17 protein-coding genes and 1 tRNA gene are annotated in these 15,903 nt (G+C 71.7%); 10 read left to right on the forward strand and 8 right to left on the reverse strand.

The window, feature by feature from the left end:
• Window positions 1-92 precede the first annotated feature (92 nt).
• Together AOM05_RS09060 and AOM05_RS09065 are read left to right on the forward strand one after the other, a co-directional pair.
• Window positions 93-2,246: an ATP-dependent Clp protease ATP-binding subunit gene (locus AOM05_RS09060; protein ID WP_062521418.1), complete on the forward strand. Its 2,154-nt coding sequence runs from the start codon at window positions 93-95 to the stop codon at window positions 2,244-2,246.
• A 128-nt stretch (window positions 2,247-2,374) separates the two neighbouring features.
• Complete coding sequence (locus AOM05_RS09065; RefSeq protein ID WP_062521420.1) at window positions 2,375-3,154, forward strand: SDR family oxidoreductase; 780 nt, start codon at window positions 2,375-2,377, stop codon at window positions 3,152-3,154.
• Window positions 3,155-3,236: 82 nt separating this feature from the next.
• Here the strand turns inward: AOM05_RS09065 and AOM05_RS09070 are convergent.
• From AOM05_RS09070 to AOM05_RS09090, 5 genes are all read right to left on the reverse strand, one after another.
• Window positions 3,237-3,308: transfer RNA gene (locus tag AOM05_RS09070), tRNA-Gln, on the reverse strand.
• 64 nt (window positions 3,309-3,372) lie between these two features.
• Complete coding sequence (locus tag AOM05_RS09075) at window positions 3,373-3,807, reverse strand: hypothetical protein (protein ID WP_062521421.1); 435 nt, start codon at window positions 3,805-3,807, stop codon at window positions 3,373-3,375.
• 27 nt (window positions 3,808-3,834) lie between these two features.
• Window positions 3,835-4,560: an HAD family hydrolase gene (locus tag AOM05_RS09080; protein ID WP_062521423.1), complete on the reverse strand. Its 726-nt coding sequence runs from the start codon at window positions 4,558-4,560 to the stop codon at window positions 3,835-3,837.
• Between the two features lie 10 nt (window positions 4,561-4,570).
• Window positions 4,571-6,052, reverse strand: a complete 1,482-nt coding sequence (gltX, locus tag AOM05_RS09085; RefSeq protein WP_062521425.1) for a glutamate--tRNA ligase — start codon at window positions 6,050-6,052, stop codon at window positions 4,571-4,573.
• A 51-nt stretch (window positions 6,053-6,103) separates the two neighbouring features.
• The gene (locus AOM05_RS09090) at window positions 6,104-6,886 is read right to left on the reverse strand and encodes a fumarylacetoacetate hydrolase family protein (protein ID WP_062521427.1); all 783 of its coding nucleotides are present in this window, start codon (window positions 6,884-6,886) and stop codon (window positions 6,104-6,106) included.
• A gap of 64 nt (window positions 6,887-6,950) precedes the next feature.
• On the opposite strand from AOM05_RS09090, the gene AOM05_RS09095 reads away from it, so the two are divergent.
• Genes AOM05_RS09095 through AOM05_RS09105 form a run of 3 tightly spaced genes read left to right on the forward strand, consistent with a single transcriptional unit; the run spans window position 6,951 to window position 9,411 of the window.
• Window positions 6,951-7,436 carry a ClbS/DfsB family four-helix bundle protein gene (locus tag AOM05_RS09095; protein WP_062521429.1) on the forward strand — a complete coding sequence of 162 codons (486 nt, stop codon included), beginning with the start codon at window positions 6,951-6,953 and terminating at the stop codon, window positions 7,434-7,436.
• Window positions 7,433-8,473 (forward strand): heparan-alpha-glucosaminide N-acetyltransferase domain-containing protein, encoded by a 1,041-nt coding sequence (locus tag AOM05_RS09100; protein WP_062521431.1) that lies wholly within the window; start codon window positions 7,433-7,435, stop codon window positions 8,471-8,473. The genes AOM05_RS09095 and AOM05_RS09100 overlap by 4 nt, the downstream gene beginning before the upstream one ends.
• On the forward strand, window positions 8,470-9,411 hold the full coding sequence (locus AOM05_RS09105) for a prenyltransferase/squalene oxidase repeat-containing protein (protein WP_082097393.1): 942 nt from the start codon (window positions 8,470-8,472) through the stop codon (window positions 9,409-9,411). Before AOM05_RS09100 ends, AOM05_RS09105 begins: the two co-directional genes overlap by 4 nt.
• A 13-nt stretch (window positions 9,412-9,424) precedes the next feature.
• Here the strand turns inward: AOM05_RS09105 and AOM05_RS09110 are convergent, their stop codons facing one another.
• Window positions 9,425-10,321, reverse strand: coding sequence for an EamA family transporter (locus tag AOM05_RS09110; protein WP_062521433.1), 897 nt, complete (start codon window positions 10,319-10,321; stop codon window positions 9,425-9,427).
• Window positions 10,322-10,475: 154 nt separating this feature from the next.
• On the opposite strand from AOM05_RS09110, the gene AOM05_RS09115 reads away from it, so the two are divergent.
• From AOM05_RS09115 to AOM05_RS09135, 5 genes are all read left to right on the forward strand, one after another.
• A complete protein-coding gene (locus AOM05_RS09115) occupies window positions 10,476-11,804 on the forward strand; it encodes a hypothetical protein (protein ID WP_062521434.1) in 1,329 nt (442 codons plus the stop codon).
• A 127-nt stretch (window positions 11,805-11,931) separates the two neighbouring features.
• Window positions 11,932-12,177 (forward strand): ribbon-helix-helix domain-containing protein, encoded by a 246-nt coding sequence (locus AOM05_RS09120; RefSeq protein WP_062521436.1) that lies wholly within the window; start codon window positions 11,932-11,934, stop codon window positions 12,175-12,177.
• On the forward strand, window positions 12,174-12,503 hold the full coding sequence (locus tag AOM05_RS09125) for a type II toxin-antitoxin system RelE/ParE family toxin (RefSeq protein ID WP_082097394.1): 330 nt from the start codon (window positions 12,174-12,176) through the stop codon (window positions 12,501-12,503). Before AOM05_RS09120 ends, AOM05_RS09125 begins: the two co-directional genes overlap by 4 nt.
• A 69-nt stretch (window positions 12,504-12,572) precedes the next feature.
• Window positions 12,573-13,328, forward strand: coding sequence for an NYN domain-containing protein (locus AOM05_RS09130; RefSeq protein WP_062521438.1), 756 nt, complete (start codon window positions 12,573-12,575; stop codon window positions 13,326-13,328).
• A 5-nt stretch (window positions 13,329-13,333) separates the two neighbouring features.
• Window positions 13,334-14,212, forward strand: coding sequence for a hypothetical protein (locus tag AOM05_RS09135; protein ID WP_062521440.1), 879 nt, complete (start codon window positions 13,334-13,336; stop codon window positions 14,210-14,212).
• 10 nt (window positions 14,213-14,222) lie between these two features.
• Here the strand turns inward: AOM05_RS09135 and AOM05_RS09140 are convergent, their stop codons facing one another.
• Entirely contained in the window at window positions 14,223-14,870 is a 648-nt protein-coding gene (locus tag AOM05_RS09140; protein WP_062521443.1) for an alpha/beta hydrolase, read from the reverse strand.
• Window positions 14,867-15,781: a VOC family protein gene (locus tag AOM05_RS09145; RefSeq protein WP_062521445.1), complete on the reverse strand. Its 915-nt coding sequence runs from the start codon at window positions 15,779-15,781 to the stop codon at window positions 14,867-14,869. Before AOM05_RS09145 ends, AOM05_RS09140 begins: the two co-directional genes overlap by 4 nt.
• Between the last annotated feature and the right edge of the window lie 122 nt (window positions 15,782-15,903).

Consider the following 15,903-nt stretch of genomic DNA (forward strand, 5'->3'; position numbering starts at 1 on the left):
GCGCACCCCTTGCCCCCCGCGATCGCATTATGTAAAGTTGAGTGCATGCCGCTCAACTTAGCGGCCCCACCACGCGACAGCAGGAGGTTCGCATGACCGCACAGCCCATGGCTCCCGGCTCCGAGGAGCAGCAGACCGCCCTGGAGCAGTTCGGGCAGGACTTCACCGCCCTGGCCGAGCAGGGGGCGCTCGACCCCGTGATCGGACGCGACGAGGAGATCCGTCGCGTCATGCAGGTGCTCACCCGCCGCACCAAGAACAACGCCGTCCTCATCGGCGAGCCCGGCGTCGGCAAGACCGCCATCGTCGAGGGGCTGGCCCAGCGCATCGTCGCCGGCGACGTCCCCTCCTCCCTCAAGGACCGCCGCGTCATCGAGATCGCGATGAGCTCGATCGTGGCCGGCGCGGCCTACCGCGGCCAGTTCGAGGAGCGGCTCAAGGCCGTCCTCAAGGAGGTCGAGGAGTCCGAGGGCCGCATCATCCTCTTCGTCGACGAGCTCCACACCATCGTGGGCGCCGGCCGCGCCGAGGGCTCCGTGGACGCGGGCAACATCCTCAAGCCGATGCTCGCACGCGGCAAGCTGCGCATGATCGGCGCCACCACGCTCAACGAGTACCGCGAGCACGTCGAGACCGACTCCGCTCTGGAGCGCCGCTTCCAGCCCGTCTACGTGGGCGAGCCCAGCATCGAGGACACCGTCGCGATCCTGCGCGGCCTCCAGGAGAAGTACGAGGTCCACCACGGCGTGAAGATCACCGACGAGGCGATCGTGCAGTCCGCGCGCCTGTCGGACCGGTACATCACGGAGCGCTTCCTGCCGGACAAAGCCGTCGACCTCATCGACGAGGCCACGTCCGCGCTCAAGATGCAGCTCGACTCCATGCCCATCGAGCTCGACCGCGCGCGCCGGCGCATCATGCAGCTCGAGATCGAGCGCACCCAGGTCGCCAAGGACAAGTCCGAGCACGCCAAGCAGCGCCGCGAGGAGATCGACCGCGACATCGCCCGCCTGCGCGAGGAGTCCGACGTGCTCAACATGCGGTGGGCGCGCGAGAAGGACCTCATCGTGCGCGTCTCGACCGCCACCGAGCGCCTCGAGAGCCTCCGCGGCGACCTCGAGCGGGCCGAACGCTACGGCGAGCTCGAGCGCGCCGGCCGCCTCCGCTACGGCGACATGCCGGCCGCGGAGAAGGAGATCGCAAACGCGCGCGCCGAGCTCGACGCCATCCCGGCGGACGAGCGCATGCTGCGCGAGGAGGTCACCGGCGAGGACATCGCCGCGGTGGTCGCGCGCTGGACCGGCGTGCCCGTGGAGAAGCTCCTCACGGACGAGTCGGGCAAGCTCTCCCACCTCGAGGAGCGCCTCCACGACCGCGTGGTGGGCCAGCACCGTGCGATCGCCTCTGTGAGCGACGCGATCCGGCGTGCCCGCGCGGGCATCGCGGACGCGAACCGGCCCATCGGCTCGTTCCTGTTCCTCGGCCCCACCGGCGTGGGCAAGACCGAGCTCGCCCGCGCCCTCGCAGAGCAGCTCTTCGACGACGAGCGCGCGATGATCCGCATCGACATGTCCGAGTACATGGAGTCGCACGCGGTGAGCCGACTCATCGGCTCTCCCCCGGGCTACGTGGGATACGACCAGGGCGGTCAGCTCACGGAGGCCGTGCGCCGGCGCCCGTACAGCATCGTCCTGTTCGACGAGGTGGAGAAGGCCCACCCCGACGTATGGAACGTGCTGCTCCAGGTGCTCGACGACGGCCGCCTCACCGACGGCCGCGGCCGCACGGTGAACTTCACCAACACCATCATCGTGATGACGTCCAACCTGGGCTCCGACCTGGTACTCGCGTGGGACGGCGCCGACCGCGCGGCCCTCGAGGCGGATCTGCAGCAGGTGCTGCGGCGCGCGTTCCGGCCGGAGTTCCTCAACCGGCTCGACGACGTGGTGGTGTTCGACCGCATCGACCCCGCCGCGATGGAAGGGATCGTCGCGACCGAGCTCGCGAAGAACGTCGCGCGCCTCGCGGACGCGAAGGACATCGCGCTCACGGTCACGCCGGAGCTGCGGGCGTCCCTCGCCCGCGACGGCTTCGACCCGCAGTTCGGCGCCCGGCCCCTCAAGCGGCTCATCCAGTCGCGGCTGCTCAACGAGCTCGCCAAGGAGATCGTCGACGGGCGCGTCCGCGAGGGCGACCACGTGACGGCGGGCTGGGAAGGCGACCGGGTGACCCTGACGGTCCAGTAGGGACGATGCGCGGGCCCGGCGGTCTCACGGCCGCCGGGCCCGTCGCATGGGCACCACATCCCACCGCGCGCCACGCATGGTCCCGGACTACCGTGAAAGACGTCCCCCCTGTTCAGAGGAGCTTCGCAATGGCGCGAACATACGTAGTGACCGGTGCCGCGTCCGGCATCGGCGAGTCCACGGCCGGCCTCCTGAGGAGCCGCGGCCACACCGTGATCGGCGTCGACCTCCACGACGCCGACGTCACCGCCGACCTCACCACCGTGGACGGGCGCGCGGGCCTGGCGGACGCGGTCGCGGCGATGGCCCCCGACGGGATCGACGCGGTGCTCGCGATCGCCGGCCTCGCCCACCCGATCCCCGCCACCGTCGCCGTCAACTACTTCGGCATGGTGGCGACGCTCGAGAACCTGCGGCCGTCGCTCCTGCAGTCGCCGGCCCCGCGCGCCGCAGGCGTGGCCTCGATGGCGAGCCTCATGCCGTTCGATCAGGACCTGGTCGACGCGATGGTCGCGGGCGACGAACCGCGGGCCCTCGCTCGCGCCGCCACCCTTGCCGAGGACCCGCAGCTGGGCCAGCTCATCTACTCCTCGACCAAGGTCGCGTTCGCGCGCTGGATCCGCCGCCACGCGCCCACGAGGGAATGGGCGGGGGCGTCCATCCCGCTCAACGCGGTGGCGCCCGGAGTGATCCTCACCCCGATGGTCGCGCCGATCCTCGAGACCGAGGAGGGTCGCGAGCAGATCCGCCAGGGCGTGCCCATGCCGCTCAACGGTTTCGCCGAGCCCATCGTGGTCGCTCACCTGCTCACGTGGCTCACCAGCGAGGAGAACACCCACCTGTGCGGTCAGGTGGTCTTCGTGGACGGCGGCTCGGACGCCGTGATCCGGGGCGACTCGGTCTGGTGACCCGACGGGCGGACCCGGCCGCCGCATCGTCCCCGGGAACGACGAAGGGCCCGCCATCAAGGCGGGCCCTCTGTCATGAAAGCTGGGCTACAAGGATTCGAACCTCAACTAACGGAACCAGAAACCGTCGTGCTGCCAGTTACACCATAGCCCAATGCGTTCCAGCGGAACGGTGAACAACTCTACCCGACGCCGGGCCAGATCCCAAATCGCCTGCTTCACCCGCCGGGGCGGTGCGTGATCGAGTCGAGCACCGCGACGCCGGCCGCGTCCCCGTCGCACAGGCTGCCCGGCTCGCCATAGTACGTGTCGTCGTGGGCGCCGCCCGGGAGGTCCGCGAGCACCGCGATGGTGCCGACCGCCCGCACCTCGTCGGAGGCGCCGTACCGCTCGCCGTCGGCACGCACCCCGCCGTCGCCCGAGTCCTGCGCGCCGGGCGGCCACACGATCCACGGCTCCTCGCCGTCGCCGCGCTCGAGCACCAGGCAGCCCGATCGGTAGCGGATGGTGCCCGCGAGCTCGAGCCGCGCGCCGGGGATCGCACCCACGGCCTCCTGGGTCGCGAGCGGGGCGACGGTGGGCGGATCGTCGTCGCCCGAGCAGCCCGCGAGCAGGGACGATGCGCATGCCACCGCCGCGACGAGCCTCACCATGGGCTCACCGTACGCCGGGCGGCGCCGCTACAGCCCGAGCGCCGCGGGAAGGTGAGCGAGCGAGCCGATGCGCACCAGCCCGTCCCGCGGCACGCCGTCGCCGCACAGCCCGTCGACGTCGCGCGAGTGCGCGCCCGGGCGCTCGATCCACACCCCGACCGCGAGCCCGGCGGCGACCGCCGCCTGCGCGTCCACGTCGAACTCGTCGCCGACGTAGGCAACCTCGGACGGCGCGAGGCCCAGCCGCTCGCAGGCGAGCGCGTAGACGCGAGGATCGGGCTTGCCGAAGCCGAGCGTGTCGACGCCCACGAGCATGGGCACGCGCGACAGCCCCGCGGCGGCGAGCTTCTCCACCTGATAGGCGTGCGCGGCGTTGGACAGCGCACCAAACGGGACCCCCGCCGCGTCCAACGCGTCCAGGGCGGCCCCCGCATCGTCATGCGCCGCCCAGCCCGCGCGGAAGGCGCGCTCGAAGCCCGCGTTCCACGCGTCGTAGCCCTCGTCGTCCAGCTCGGGGCCGCCGAACTCGGCGTGCAGGCCGTTCGCGCGGCGGTGGCGCTGCTCGCGATAGGAGATCTCTCCCCTGGTGTGGGCCCGGTAGAAGCCGCCCGCGTCCTCGCGCCACACACGGAGCAGCTCCTCGTGGGAGACGTCGCCCAGGTACTCGGACGCGACGGCCGCGAGCGCATGCCGGAACGCCCCGCGCGTGTCGACGAGCGTGTCGTCGACGTCGAAAAGGACGCCCCGGATCATGCGGCCGTCCTCAGAGCGTCGCGCGCAGGTTGCGCAGGCGCGTGAGCGAGTGGTCCTTGCCGAGGATCTCCATCGACTCGAACAGCGGCGGCGACACCAGCCGGCCGGTGACGGCGACGCGCAGCGGGCCGAACGCGAAGCGCGGCTTGATGCCCATCTCGTCGACCAGCTTCGCCTTCAGCGCGTCCTGCTGCGCCTCCGGCGAGAAGTCCTCGAGCCCCTCGAGCACCTCGATGGAAGCGTCAAGAATCGATGCGGCGTTCTCGGGCAGCTTGGCGCGTGCGGCGTCCTCGACCACCACCTCGTCGTCGCCGATCAGCAGGAAGCCGAGCATCCCCGGCGCCTCGCCCAGCAGCGTCATGCGGGTCTGGACCAGCGGGATCGCCTCGGCGAGCGTCTGCTCCTCGTGCGGCGTGAGGCTCTGCACATCGGCGGAGGACAGCAGGCCGGCCGCGTGCAGGTACGGCACCACGCGCGCCGCGAACTCGCCAGTGGGGAGCATGCGCATGTGCTCGGCGTTGATCGCCTCGGCCTTCTTGAGGTCGAAGCGCGCGGGGTTGGGGTTGACGTCCGCGATGTCGAACGCCGCGATCAGCTCCTCGACCGTGAACACGTCGCGGTCGGGGGCGATCGACCAGCCCAGCAGGGCGAGGTAGTTCAAGAGCCCCTCGGGCAGGAAGCCGCGCTCGCGGTGGTGGAACAGGTTCGACTCGGGGTCGCGCTTGGACAGCTTCTTGGTGCCTTCGCCCAGCACCATCGGCATGTGCGCGTACGCGGGCACGGCGTCCGCGATGCCGAGCTCGACCATCGCGCGCCACAGCACCACCTGGCGGGGCGTGGAGGACAGCAGGTCCTCGCCGCGCAGCACGTGGGTGATCTTCATGAGCGCGTCGTCGACCGGGTTGACCAGCGTGTACAGCGGGACGCCGTTCGCGCGCACGATCGCGTAGTCCGGCACGGTGCCGGCGGGGAACGTCACCTCGCCGCGGATGAGGTCCTGGATGGTGATGTCCTCATCGGGCATCCGCATGCGCAGCACGGGCTCGCGGCCCTCGGCGCGGAACGCGGCCTTCTGCTCCTCGGTGAGGTCACGGTCGAAGCCGTCGTAGCCGAGCTTCGGGTTGCGGCCGGCCGCGAGATGACGTGCCTCGATCTCCTCGGGCGTCGAGAAGGACTCGTACGCGTAGCCGCCCTCGACCAGCTTCGCGACCACCTGCGCGTGCAGGTCGTGGCGCTCGGACTGGCGGTACGGGCCGTACGGGCCGCCGATCTCGGGGCCCTCGTCGTAGTCGATGCCCATCCAGCTCATCGCGTCGAGCAGCATCTCGTAGCTCTCCTGCGAGTCGCGCTCGGCGTCGGTGTCCTCGATGCGGAACACCATGTCGCCGCCGGTGTGGCGCGCGTACGCCCAGTTGAACAGCGCGGTGCGGACCATGCCCACGTGGGGCAGGCCGGTGGGCGACGGGGAGAAGCGGACACGGACCTTGCTCATTGATACTTCCTTGCGACGGGACGATGCGGGGGTTGCCTGGGTGAGGCGGGTTCAGCTGCGGCGGATCACCGGGTTGCGCAGGACGCCGAGGTCCTCGATCTCGACCTCGACCACGTCGCCGTGGTTCAGGGTGGTGACGCCGGCGGGCGTGCCGGTGAGGATGATGTCGCCGGGCAGCAGCGTGGTGACCTCGGACACCAGCGACACCACGGTCGCGACGTCCGTCACCATGTCGGCGGTGTGGCCCTGCTGGACGGTCTCGCCGTTGATGCGGCCGTAGACGTGGACGTCGTCGTGCGCGAGCTCGGTCTCGATCCACGGTCCCAGCGGCAGCGACGTGTCGAACGCCTTGCCGCGGAACCACTGGTTCTCCTGGCGCTGCACGTCGCGCGCGGTGACGTCGTTGGCGCACGTGAAGCCGTAGATGTACTGCTCGGCGTTCTCGGGGCTGACGTCCTTGCACACGCGCGAGATCACGATCGCGAGCTCGGCCTCGAGCTGGACGTCCTCCGCGTAGTGCGGGAGCACCACCGGGTCGTCAGGGCCCACCACCGCGGTGTTGGGCTTGAGGAACAGCAGCGGCATCTCGGGGACGTCGCCACCCATCTCCTTGGCGTGCTCGACGTAGTTCTTGCCGAGGCAGACGATCTTGGAACGGGGGATCACGGGCGCGAGCAGGCGGACGTCGTCGGTGAGCTTGATCCGCTCTCCGGTCATGGCGCCCGGCGTGTACATCGGGTCGCCGGACAGGACCACGAGCTCCTCGGCGCCCGGGTCTCCGTCGACGATCGCGTACTGGGGCTCGGCTCCGGTGGTGAAACGGGCGATACGCATGGGCTCCAGCGTAGTCGTTCGGCGCCGCCCCGCCGGGCGGGGACCGCATGCCTACGATGGCGCCATGGGAGAGGTGACCGAGCGCATCGTCGCGTCCGCGGAGGAGGGCCTCGCACGCCTGCTGACCCGCGCGGACGCCCACCCGGACGCCGACCTCACCGAGGCCTACAAGGGACGACGCGTCGCGGACGTCCTCACCCACCTCCACGCGTGGCACCTGCTGCTCGAGGGCTGGCTGGCCGAGGACGCCGCCGGACGCGTGCCCGCCTACCCCGCCGCCGGTTACTCGTGGGCCACGTTCGGCGACCTCAACGACGCCCTGTACGCCGCGCATCGTCCCCTCTCCTACGGCCAGGCGCGAGAGGCGCTCACCGCGTCGCACGCGCGGGTCCTCGCGCTGGTCACCACGGTGGACGATGCGGCGCTCGGCTCTCCCGACGCCTTCCCGTGGCTCGGGGGCGACAGCCTGGGCGAGGTCGCGCACGAATGCCTGGGCGCCCACTACGCGTGGGGCGAGCGGGTGCTCGACGCGGCCGGGGTGCCCGCGTGACGGGCGGGCGGGTCGTCGGGCTCGACGTCGCGCGCGGCCTGGCCGTGCTCGGCATGGTGGCGGCGCACGTGGGGGCGGACGGCTCGCGCGGCGACGGTGAGCCGTGGCCGTGGCTGGTGGCCTCGCACGGGCGGCCCTCCGCGCTGTTCGCGGTGCTCACCGGGGTGACCATCTCGCTGATGCTCGCCGGGGCCGGCGGCAGGGGCGATGCGTGGGCCGTGCGGCACACGCGCGCCCGCGTGGCGGCGAGGGCCGGGCTCCTGGTGCTGCTCGGAGGGTTCCTCGCCCAGCTGGCGACCGGCGTCGACATCATCCTGGTGAACCTCGGGCTGATGATGCTCATGGCGATCCCGCTGCTGCGGCTTCCCTCGTGGGCGCTCCTGTCGATCGCGGGGCTCGCGTTCGCGTTCGGGCGCGCGGTGGTCGCGGCGATCCTGCCGGGCGGCTGGTGGGAGCACGCGCCCGTGATCGGCAAGCTGTGGAGCTACCACTACCCCGCGCTCGCGTGGATCGGTTACGTGCTGCTCGGCGTCGTGGTGGGGCGGCTCGCGTTGCGTGCCGGACGCGTGCAGGCGCTGCTGGTGGGGCTCGGTGCAGTCGCCGCCGCAGGCGCGGTCCTGGTGCGGCTGGTCGCGGGCGACGGGCCGGTCACCGGGATGGTCGCGCACTCCTACACGCCCGTCGAGATGGTGCACAACGCCGGCGTCGCGGTGGCGGTGATCGGGGCCTGCTGCTGGCTCGCGCCGCGCGCTCGGACGGTGCTGAGCCCCGTCGAGGCGGTGGGCTCGATGGCGCTGTCCGCGTACGTGCTGCAGCTCCTCATCATCGCGTTCGTGGGGCCGGAGATGGTCTACGAGCCGTCCAACGTCGCGCTCGTCGCGCTCGAGGCGGTGCTGCTCGTGAGCGCGTGGGCGTGGCGGCGGTGGTCGGGCCAGGGGCCGCTCGAGCGGGTGCTCACCGTCGCGTCGAACGCGGCGGGCACGCGGGCGGTGCGGGACATGCCGCGCCCGCGGGATCCCGAGGAGGCGGTCGCGTGAGCGTCGCCGACTGGCTGATGGCGGGCGACCCCGCGATCCGCTGGCAGACCATGCGGGACCTGCTCGACGCGGACCCGATCGACGTGGTCGACGAGCGCGCCCGCGTCGCCCGCGAGGGCTGGGGCGCGCGGCTGCTCGCCCTGCAGCTCGAGGACGGCAGCTGGGACCACGGCGCGTGGTGGCCCTCCGGCAGGCGCGACGCCGCGGACGGGCAGCCGTGGTCGTCGACCGCGCACGTGATGCTGCTGCTCACCCACCTGGGCGTCGACCCCGACGCCCACGACGTGCGCGACGCCGCGGCCCGCGCGTTCGCGTCCGTGCGGTGGGAGGACGGCGACCAGCCCTTCCTCGAGGGCGAGAGCGAGGCATGCTCGCTGTCGACCGCGATCAGCATCGGCGCGTACTTCGGGCAGGACATGAGCGAGCCGGTCGCGCGGATGGTGGCGGACCGGCGCGGGGACGGCGGCTGGAACTGCGAGCCGTCCTGGCGGTCGAACCGGTCGAGCTTCCACTCGACGATCGGGGCGCTCGAGGCGCTGGTCGCCCACCGGCGTGCGGTCGGTGCGCTGCGGCCCGCCGCCGCGGAGTCGCTCGAGGACGGGCAGGAGTACCTTCTCGAGCGGCGCCTCATGCGCCGGCGCACCACCGGAGAGGTGGTGGATCCCGCCTACCAGCGTTTCTCCTTCCCCACCTACTGGCACTACGACGTGCTGCGGGCGCTCGAGCACCTGCGGGAGTCCGGGGCGGAGCCCGACGAACGTGCGGGCGAGGCGATCGACATGCTGCGCGCGCGCCGGAGCTCGTCCGGCACGTGGCCGCTCGAGAACACGCACCGAGGCAAGGTGCCGTTCGTGATGGAGGACGGCGACGGCAGGCCGTCGCGGTGGAACACGCTGCGGGCGCTCCGGGTGCTGCGGTGGTGGGAGGAGCGGGGCTGAGGCTTCTGGCGCGTCAGGCCGGCGACGGCGGCATCGAGGCGTCCTCGGGATCCTCGATGCGGCCGGGACCGGGCGCGGTGCGCACGGCGCCGATGCCCGCCGCGGTGACCAGGAGGATGCCGAGCGCGACCGTCACGGTGAGCGCCTGACCCAGCAGCACCAGTCCCGTCAGAGCCGCGAGCGCGGGCGCGAGCGCCATGAGGATGCCGAACGTCTCCGCACGCATGTGCCGCAGCGCCGTGATCTCGATGCCGTAGGGGATCGCGGAGGACAGGATCGCGACCGCGAGGCCCAGCGCGAGGATCGCGGGGTCGAGCAGGGCGGTGCCCACTGTCACGAGCGCGGCGGGCAGCGTGGCGGCGGCTCCGACGCTCATCGCAAGCGCGATCCCAGTCAGCCCGGGCATCGCGGCTCCGGCGGCGCGCGCCATGAGGATGTAGACGGCCCACAGGGCGGCGGCACCCGCCGCGAAGGCCACGCCCAGCAGGTCGAGGTCGTGCGCCGTGCCGCCCAGGAGGAGCACCCCCGCGGCCGCCATCCCCGCCCACAGCAGGCCGCGCAGGCTGCGGCTCGCGATCACGCTGAGGGTGAGCGGACCCAGCACCTCGATGGTCACGGCGATGCCGAGCGGGATGCGCGCGATCGCGAGATAGAACAGGACGTTCATCGCCGCGAGCGACAGCCCGTAACCGAGCACCAGCCGCCAGTGCCCGCGGGCGGCGCCGCGCAGCGTCCGGTGCGCCACGACGATGAGGACCAGCGCGGAGAACACCAGTCGGAGTGCGACCATGCCGACGGGACCCACCTGCGGGAACACCATCACGGCGACGGCGGCGCCGGCCTCCTGGCACAGCAGCCCCACGATCACCAGGAATGGCGCTGCGGTCGCGAGGCGGGAGTCGTAGGGCACGGGACAAGAGTGGCACGGCGTGCCCGGCCCGATGACACCCGGGCTCACGGGGCGTTCCGAGGTCTCGCGCCTGCGATTGCGGCGCACCTTTCGTGCCGATATGTTCGCTTCGGATGCCGATGGTCGCGGCACCGCTCACTGAGGGGGTACGACCATGATCGCTTCAGCCTCGCGTGCGCGCGCAACGCGCCAGCACGCCGCCACCATCGCAGCGACGCTCGCCGCTGCGGCGCTCACTTGCAGCGTGGCGGTGCCCGCGTCCGCAGCCGACGAGGCACCCGAGCCGCGACTCACCTTCAGCATCACGTCCAACGAAGCTGCACACCCGTCGCTCGCTGCAGGCCAGGAATGGGTCTTCGACTACGAGGTCCGGAACGACACCGGCGCGGACCTCGCCGTGCCGGCCGACGCGACCGTCGCCATCGCGTTCACCTTCGACTTCGCCACCGACCCGCCCGAAGCGACGGATTGCGACCTCTCGCTGGACGGCTTCGGCGAGGCTGACGACGGATTGTCCGTCTACGAGTGGGCGATGGCGCTCCCGGACACGATTCCGTCAGGCACAGTCGCGTCGTGCACCATCGCGTATACGCCTTCGGCTGTTGACATCGCGAGCGGCGGGTTGTGGACGATGCTCCAGTACCGGTCCACCGGCGGGTGGGCGTGGGACTACTCCCAGTGGGCCATCGTGACGGTCGACGACGTCAGCCCCATGCCGACGGTCGCGGCCGACCCTGCATCGGGGCTCCTGTCAGCCGAGCCCGGCTTCTGGGGACCCCGCTGGGGCGGCACCTTCACCTACCAGTGGTTGCGCGACGGGCAGGCGATCGCGGGCGCGACGGGCGCCACCTACGCACCCGTCGCCGCCGACAGCGGCCACGACATCGCCGTTGCGGTGACGCTGCCGACGCAGGGGGTCACGAAGACCAGCGCCGCGGTGCCGACTGCCCTGGAACCGTTCACGGCCACGTCACGCCCGACCGTCACGGGGACCACCCTCGCGGGCAAGAATCTGACGGCACGCACCGGCAGCTGGTCGCCCGCACCGACGTTCTCGTACCAGTGGCTTCGCGATGGCGCCACGATCGCGGGCGCGACATCGAAGATCTACACGCTCACGGAGGCCGACCGGGGCAAGACCATCAAGGTCCGGGTCACCGCCGCGAAGTCGGGATACGCCACTGTCACCAAGACCTCTGCCGGCACCTACATTCCGCGCGTATTCGCGAGCACCCCTCGTCCGGTGGTGAAGGGCAGCGCGGTGGTGGGCGCCACCGTGAGAGCCGCGACCGGCACGTGGAAGCCGACGCCCACCTTCGGCTTCCGCTGGCTCCGCGACGGAAAGCCGATCTCGGGTGCCACCTCGAAGACCTACATCGTGCGCAAGATCGACAAGGGCAAGAAGATCAAGGTCCAGGTCATCGCCCAGAAGTCCGGGTACCTCACCACCGTCAAGACGAGCTCCACCCGGCTCGTCTCGTAGGGGCACACGACTGCCGCGAGCGCGAGGTGGGAGCCAAAGGGCACCGGACATCCGTGGCAGGCGGCGGCACATCGGCGAGCTATCCACAAGCAATGACAAACCCTGCCATGCCGCGTAGCGTGGACGCATGGCCACCATGAACGTCTCGCTCCCCGACTCGCTCAAGGATTTCGTCGAGTCTCAGGTGTCGGAGCGCGGGTTCGGCACGAGCAGCGAGTTCGTACGCGACCTCATCCGTCGCGAGCAGGAGCGCCTGCACCTTCGCACGCTGGTGCTCGACGGCATGGCCTCCGGCGAAGGCTCAGTGATCGATGCCGCCTACTTCGACGCGCTCCGCGACCGCACGCGAGGGCTCACCGACGTCGAAGCATGAGCGTCGTACGGGTCGTCACCACCCGTGGGGCGGATGCCGACATCGCGGAGGCATTGGCCCACTACGCCGCGGAGGCCGGGCCGGCGCTCGCAGTCGAGCTCGTCGACGCGCTCGAGGCCGCGACGACCGTCCTCGCGCGACAACCCGCGATCGGCTCGGCCCGCTTCGCCGCCGCGACGGGGATCGCCGACCTACGTGGGTTGGCGCTCGCGCGATTCCCCTACGTGATGCTGTACACCGTGGACTCCGACGCCGTGCGGGTCCACCGCGTGCTACTCACCGCGCGCGACATCCCCACGACGCTTCAGGGGGACGACCCGGGGTGACAGCGTGTGCTCTCAGCGGTCGCCATCCTGGTGCGGCAGGCTGGCGGCAGGTTCCATCTAGGGGGAGACATGGCTCGGATCACTGACGGCGCGCGTCTGGCTGTGCTGATCGACGCGGACAATGCGAGCGCCAAGCACCTCGAGCGCCTGCTCGCCGAGATCGCGAAGTACGGAACCGCGGGTGTGAGGCGTGCCTACGGCGACTGGACCTCGAACCACCTGGGCAAGTGGAAGGAGACGCTGCTCGAGCACTCCGTGCAGCCGATCCAGCAGTTCAGCTACACCACGGGCAAGAACGCGACTGACAGCGCGCTCATCATCGACGCGATGGACCTGCTGCACGCAGGCAACGTCGATGGGTTCTGCCTGGTCTCGAGCGACAGCGACTTCACGCGCCTGGCTGCGCGCATCCGCGAGGAGGGGCTGACGGTCTACGGATTCGGTGAGCGCAAGACGCCCAAGCCGTTCGTGGCCGCGTGCGACACCTTCATCTACGTCGAGAACCTGGCCTCGTCCGAGACGCCCGCAGCCACAGCGTCGAAGACCACGCTCAAGCGCGACGACACGCTTGACCGGCTTCTCGCCGAGGCGGTCGAGGCCGCGGCAGGGGACGACGGTTGGGCGAACCTGGGCGCGGTCGGCCAGAACCTGTCGAGGCTCGCCTCCGACTTCGACTCGCGCACGTACGGCTACAGCAAGCTCAAGGACCTTGTGCAAGCCCATCCCGACTATCAGGTGCAGTCACGTCCGGGTGGCAGCGGCAAGGGATCGAGCACGTACGCCAAGCGCCGACAGACGAGCAAGCGCGCGGCCGCGCGACAATAGGTGCCATGACCATCCTCGGCTCCCCCACGCTCGCGCGCGCCGAGTGGGAGCCGCTCGCCGCCGCCCACGCCGCCGCGGCGGACGCGCTCACCGCCGGCCATCGCGAGCGCCGCGACCGCGGCGAGAAGCACGCGGTCGAGGACTTCCTGTTCGAGTACTACACGACGCGCCCCGCGCACCTGCGCCGCTGGCATCCCGGCCCCGGCGTGGTCCTCGAGGACGCGCCCGAGCACGCCGCCTGGCGCTTCTACCGCACGGCCGCCGGCCGCACGGAGATGGATGCCGTGGCCTTCCTCGAGGCGCGAAGCGCCGGGCTCGACCAGATCGAGCGCCTGCTGCGCGCCACCGCGGACCGCCCCGCACGCTTCGGCTGCTTCGGTCTGCACGAGTGGGCCATGGCCTACCGCGCCGGCGAGGAGATCCGCCACCCGCTCCCCCTGCGCCTGGGCCAGGCGGGCACGGACGCCGTGGTCGAGGCCAACCCCATCGCCTGCTCGCACTTCGACGCGTTCCGGTTCTTCACCCCGGAGGCGGTGCCGCTCAACGCGCTGCAGCCCACGCGCGAGACCCAGGTGGCGCTCGAGCAGCCGGGCTGCCTGCACGCGACCATGGACCTCTACAAGTGGGCGACCAAGCTGGCACCCGCAGTCCCGTCGAGCCTGCAGCTCGAGGCGTTCGCGCTGGCGCTCAACGTGCGCCGCGTGGACATGCAGGCCTCGCCGTACGACGTCAGCGCGTTCGGGCTCGACGCGATCGAGGTCGAGACGCCCGAGGGCAAGCGCGAGTACGCGAGCCGCCAGCGCGACTTCGCGGCGAGGGGCGCCGCCCTGCGCGCGCGGCTGCTCGCGTCGATCGAGAATCTGCGGCAGGTCGCCGCGGCCTGACGGGGCCCGCTCAGGCTGTCGCGGACTCCGCCGCGCCCTCCACCGCGCGAGCGAGGAACGAGCGGACGTCGGCGAGCTCGGCCGCGTCGATCCCGTGCGCGAGACCGGGGTACACGCGCTCCTCGAGCGCCGCATGCACGGGCAGGAACGCGGCGGTCCGCTCGATCGCGTGCGGCGCGATCACCAGGTCCTCCGCTCCCCTGCCCCAGAACACGGGAGGCCGGGTCTCGCCCAGCGTCTCGTCCCCGGGCTGAGCCGCGCCGAGCACGAACCCGCCGAGCACCACCGCCGCGGGCACCCTGTCGGGCCGCGTCCGGAGCAGCTGGCTCGCCATGAGTCCGCCCTGCGAGAAGCCCAACGGGATCACCGCCGCGTCGGCACCGAGCTGAGCGTCGACCCACGCCCAGATCGCGTCCGTCGCCTCGACCACGGGCGCCTCGTCGGGGCTGCCGGGCTTCACGATCGGGAACCATGCCGCTCCCGCGCCCGCCGGCAGCGGCGCGCGCAACGACGCCCACGGCAGGCGCGTGTCCAGGTGCGGCACCAGGCCCACCAGGTCCTGCTCGTGCGACCCGAAGCCGTGCAACAGCAGCAGCACGGGGGACGATGCGCGGGCCGGGTCCGGCGCGGAACGCACCGCGTGCGTGATGACGGTCATCGCGCGAGCAGCTCGTCGGTCGACAGGTCGGGCAGCGCGAGCGTGACCTGCGTGCCCCACGGATCCGTGACGGTGACGGAGCGGCCGTCGGCGTCGAAGGGGATGCCGCGGGAGCGCAGGCGGACCGCCAGCGCGTCGAGGTCCTCGCGCCCGGGCAGCGTGATCGACACGTCGCCGAGCCCGAGGCTCGCGGCGCGCGGGCCCGCTCCCCTGCTGTTCCACACGTTCATGGCGATGTGGTGGTGGTAGCCGCCCGCCGAGGCGAACAGCGCGCCGGGGTAGTCGGCCTGCGTGGTCTCGAAGCCGAGCGCGTCGACGTAGAACGCGCGCGCGGTCGCGACGTCGCCCACCTGAAGGTGGACGTGACCCACCGCGCCCGCGAGCGCGGGACCGGCGACCACCGACTCCTCGGTGAGGTGGCGCTGAAGGTAGTCGTTGGGGTCGAGGTAGATGGTGCCCATCTCGATGACGTTCCCGCGGCGCCGCCAGGTCTCGCGGGGCCGGTCCGTGTAGAGCTCCACGCCGTTGCCCTCCGGGTCGGTGAAGTAGAACGCCTCGCTCACCAGGTGGTCGCTCGACCCGGCGAACCTGCTGCGGGGGTCCTGCGCGGCTCGGTACACGGTGGCGGCCAGGCTCCCCGGCGTGTCGAACAGGAAGGCCGTGTGGAACAGGCCCGCCTGCCGCGGGTCCACGCCGGGCAGGTCCGGGGTGTGGATCAGCCTCACCAGCGGCGTCTCGCCGCGACCCAGCACGCGGTGGACCTCGCGGCCGCGGGTCGCCTCCTCGAGGGGCTCCATCGCGAACGCCTGCGAGTAGTAGCCCGACATCTGCTCGAGGTCGCCCACGCGGAGCGTCACCGCCCCCATCGCGGTCTCGGCGCTCAAGATCTGCTCCACGGGCTGCACGGTCATGGTCCTCGTCCTTCGGGTGGCTGCGGCGCCCGCTGCGGGCGCCTCCGGCACCACCGTACGCCAATTTAGTTGTATCTACAAGTTTCTCAGTCGGCGCGACTGCACGCGTAGGCTCGAAATGG

The organism is Demequina silvatica (assembly GCF_000971215.1).
GTDB lineage: Bacteria > Actinomycetota > Actinomycetes > Actinomycetales > Demequinaceae > Demequina > Demequina silvatica.

Coding starts and splice junctions, on each gene's coding strand:
- AOM05_RS09125 (WP_082097394.1), top strand. CDS start 12,174: ATGAGCGTCGTACGGGTCGTCACCACCCGTGGGGCGGATGCCGACATC.
- AOM05_RS09065 (WP_062521420.1), top strand. CDS start 2,375: ATGGCGCGAACATACGTAGTGACCGGTGCCGCGTCCGGCATCGGCGAG.
- AOM05_RS09135 (WP_062521440.1), top strand. CDS start 13,334: ATGACCATCCTCGGCTCCCCCACGCTCGCGCGCGCCGAGTGGGAGCCG.
- AOM05_RS09115 (WP_062521434.1), top strand. CDS start 10,476: ATGATCGCTTCAGCCTCGCGTGCGCGCGCAACGCGCCAGCACGCCGCC.
- AOM05_RS09145 (WP_062521445.1), bottom strand. CDS start 15,781: ATGACCGTGCAGCCCGTGGAGCAGATCTTGAGCGCCGAGACCGCGATG.
- AOM05_RS09090 (WP_062521427.1), bottom strand. CDS start 6,886: ATGCGTATCGCCCGTTTCACCACCGGAGCCGAGCCCCAGTACGCGATC.
- AOM05_RS09130 (WP_062521438.1), top strand. CDS start 12,573: ATGGCTCGGATCACTGACGGCGCGCGTCTGGCTGTGCTGATCGACGCG.
- AOM05_RS09080 (WP_062521423.1), bottom strand. CDS start 4,560: ATGATCCGGGGCGTCCTTTTCGACGTCGACGACACGCTCGTCGACACG.
- AOM05_RS09095 (WP_062521429.1), top strand. CDS start 6,951: ATGGGAGAGGTGACCGAGCGCATCGTCGCGTCCGCGGAGGAGGGCCTC.
- AOM05_RS09075 (WP_062521421.1), bottom strand. CDS start 3,807: ATGGTGAGGCTCGTCGCGGCGGTGGCATGCGCATCGTCCCTGCTCGCG.
- AOM05_RS09140 (WP_062521443.1), bottom strand. CDS start 14,870: ATGACCGTCATCACGCACGCGGTGCGTTCCGCGCCGGACCCGGCCCGC.
- AOM05_RS09120 (WP_062521436.1), top strand. CDS start 11,932: ATGGCCACCATGAACGTCTCGCTCCCCGACTCGCTCAAGGATTTCGTC.
- AOM05_RS09060 (WP_062521418.1), top strand. CDS start 93: ATGACCGCACAGCCCATGGCTCCCGGCTCCGAGGAGCAGCAGACCGCC.
- gltX (WP_062521425.1), bottom strand. CDS start 6,052: ATGAGCAAGGTCCGTGTCCGCTTCTCCCCGTCGCCCACCGGCCTGCCC.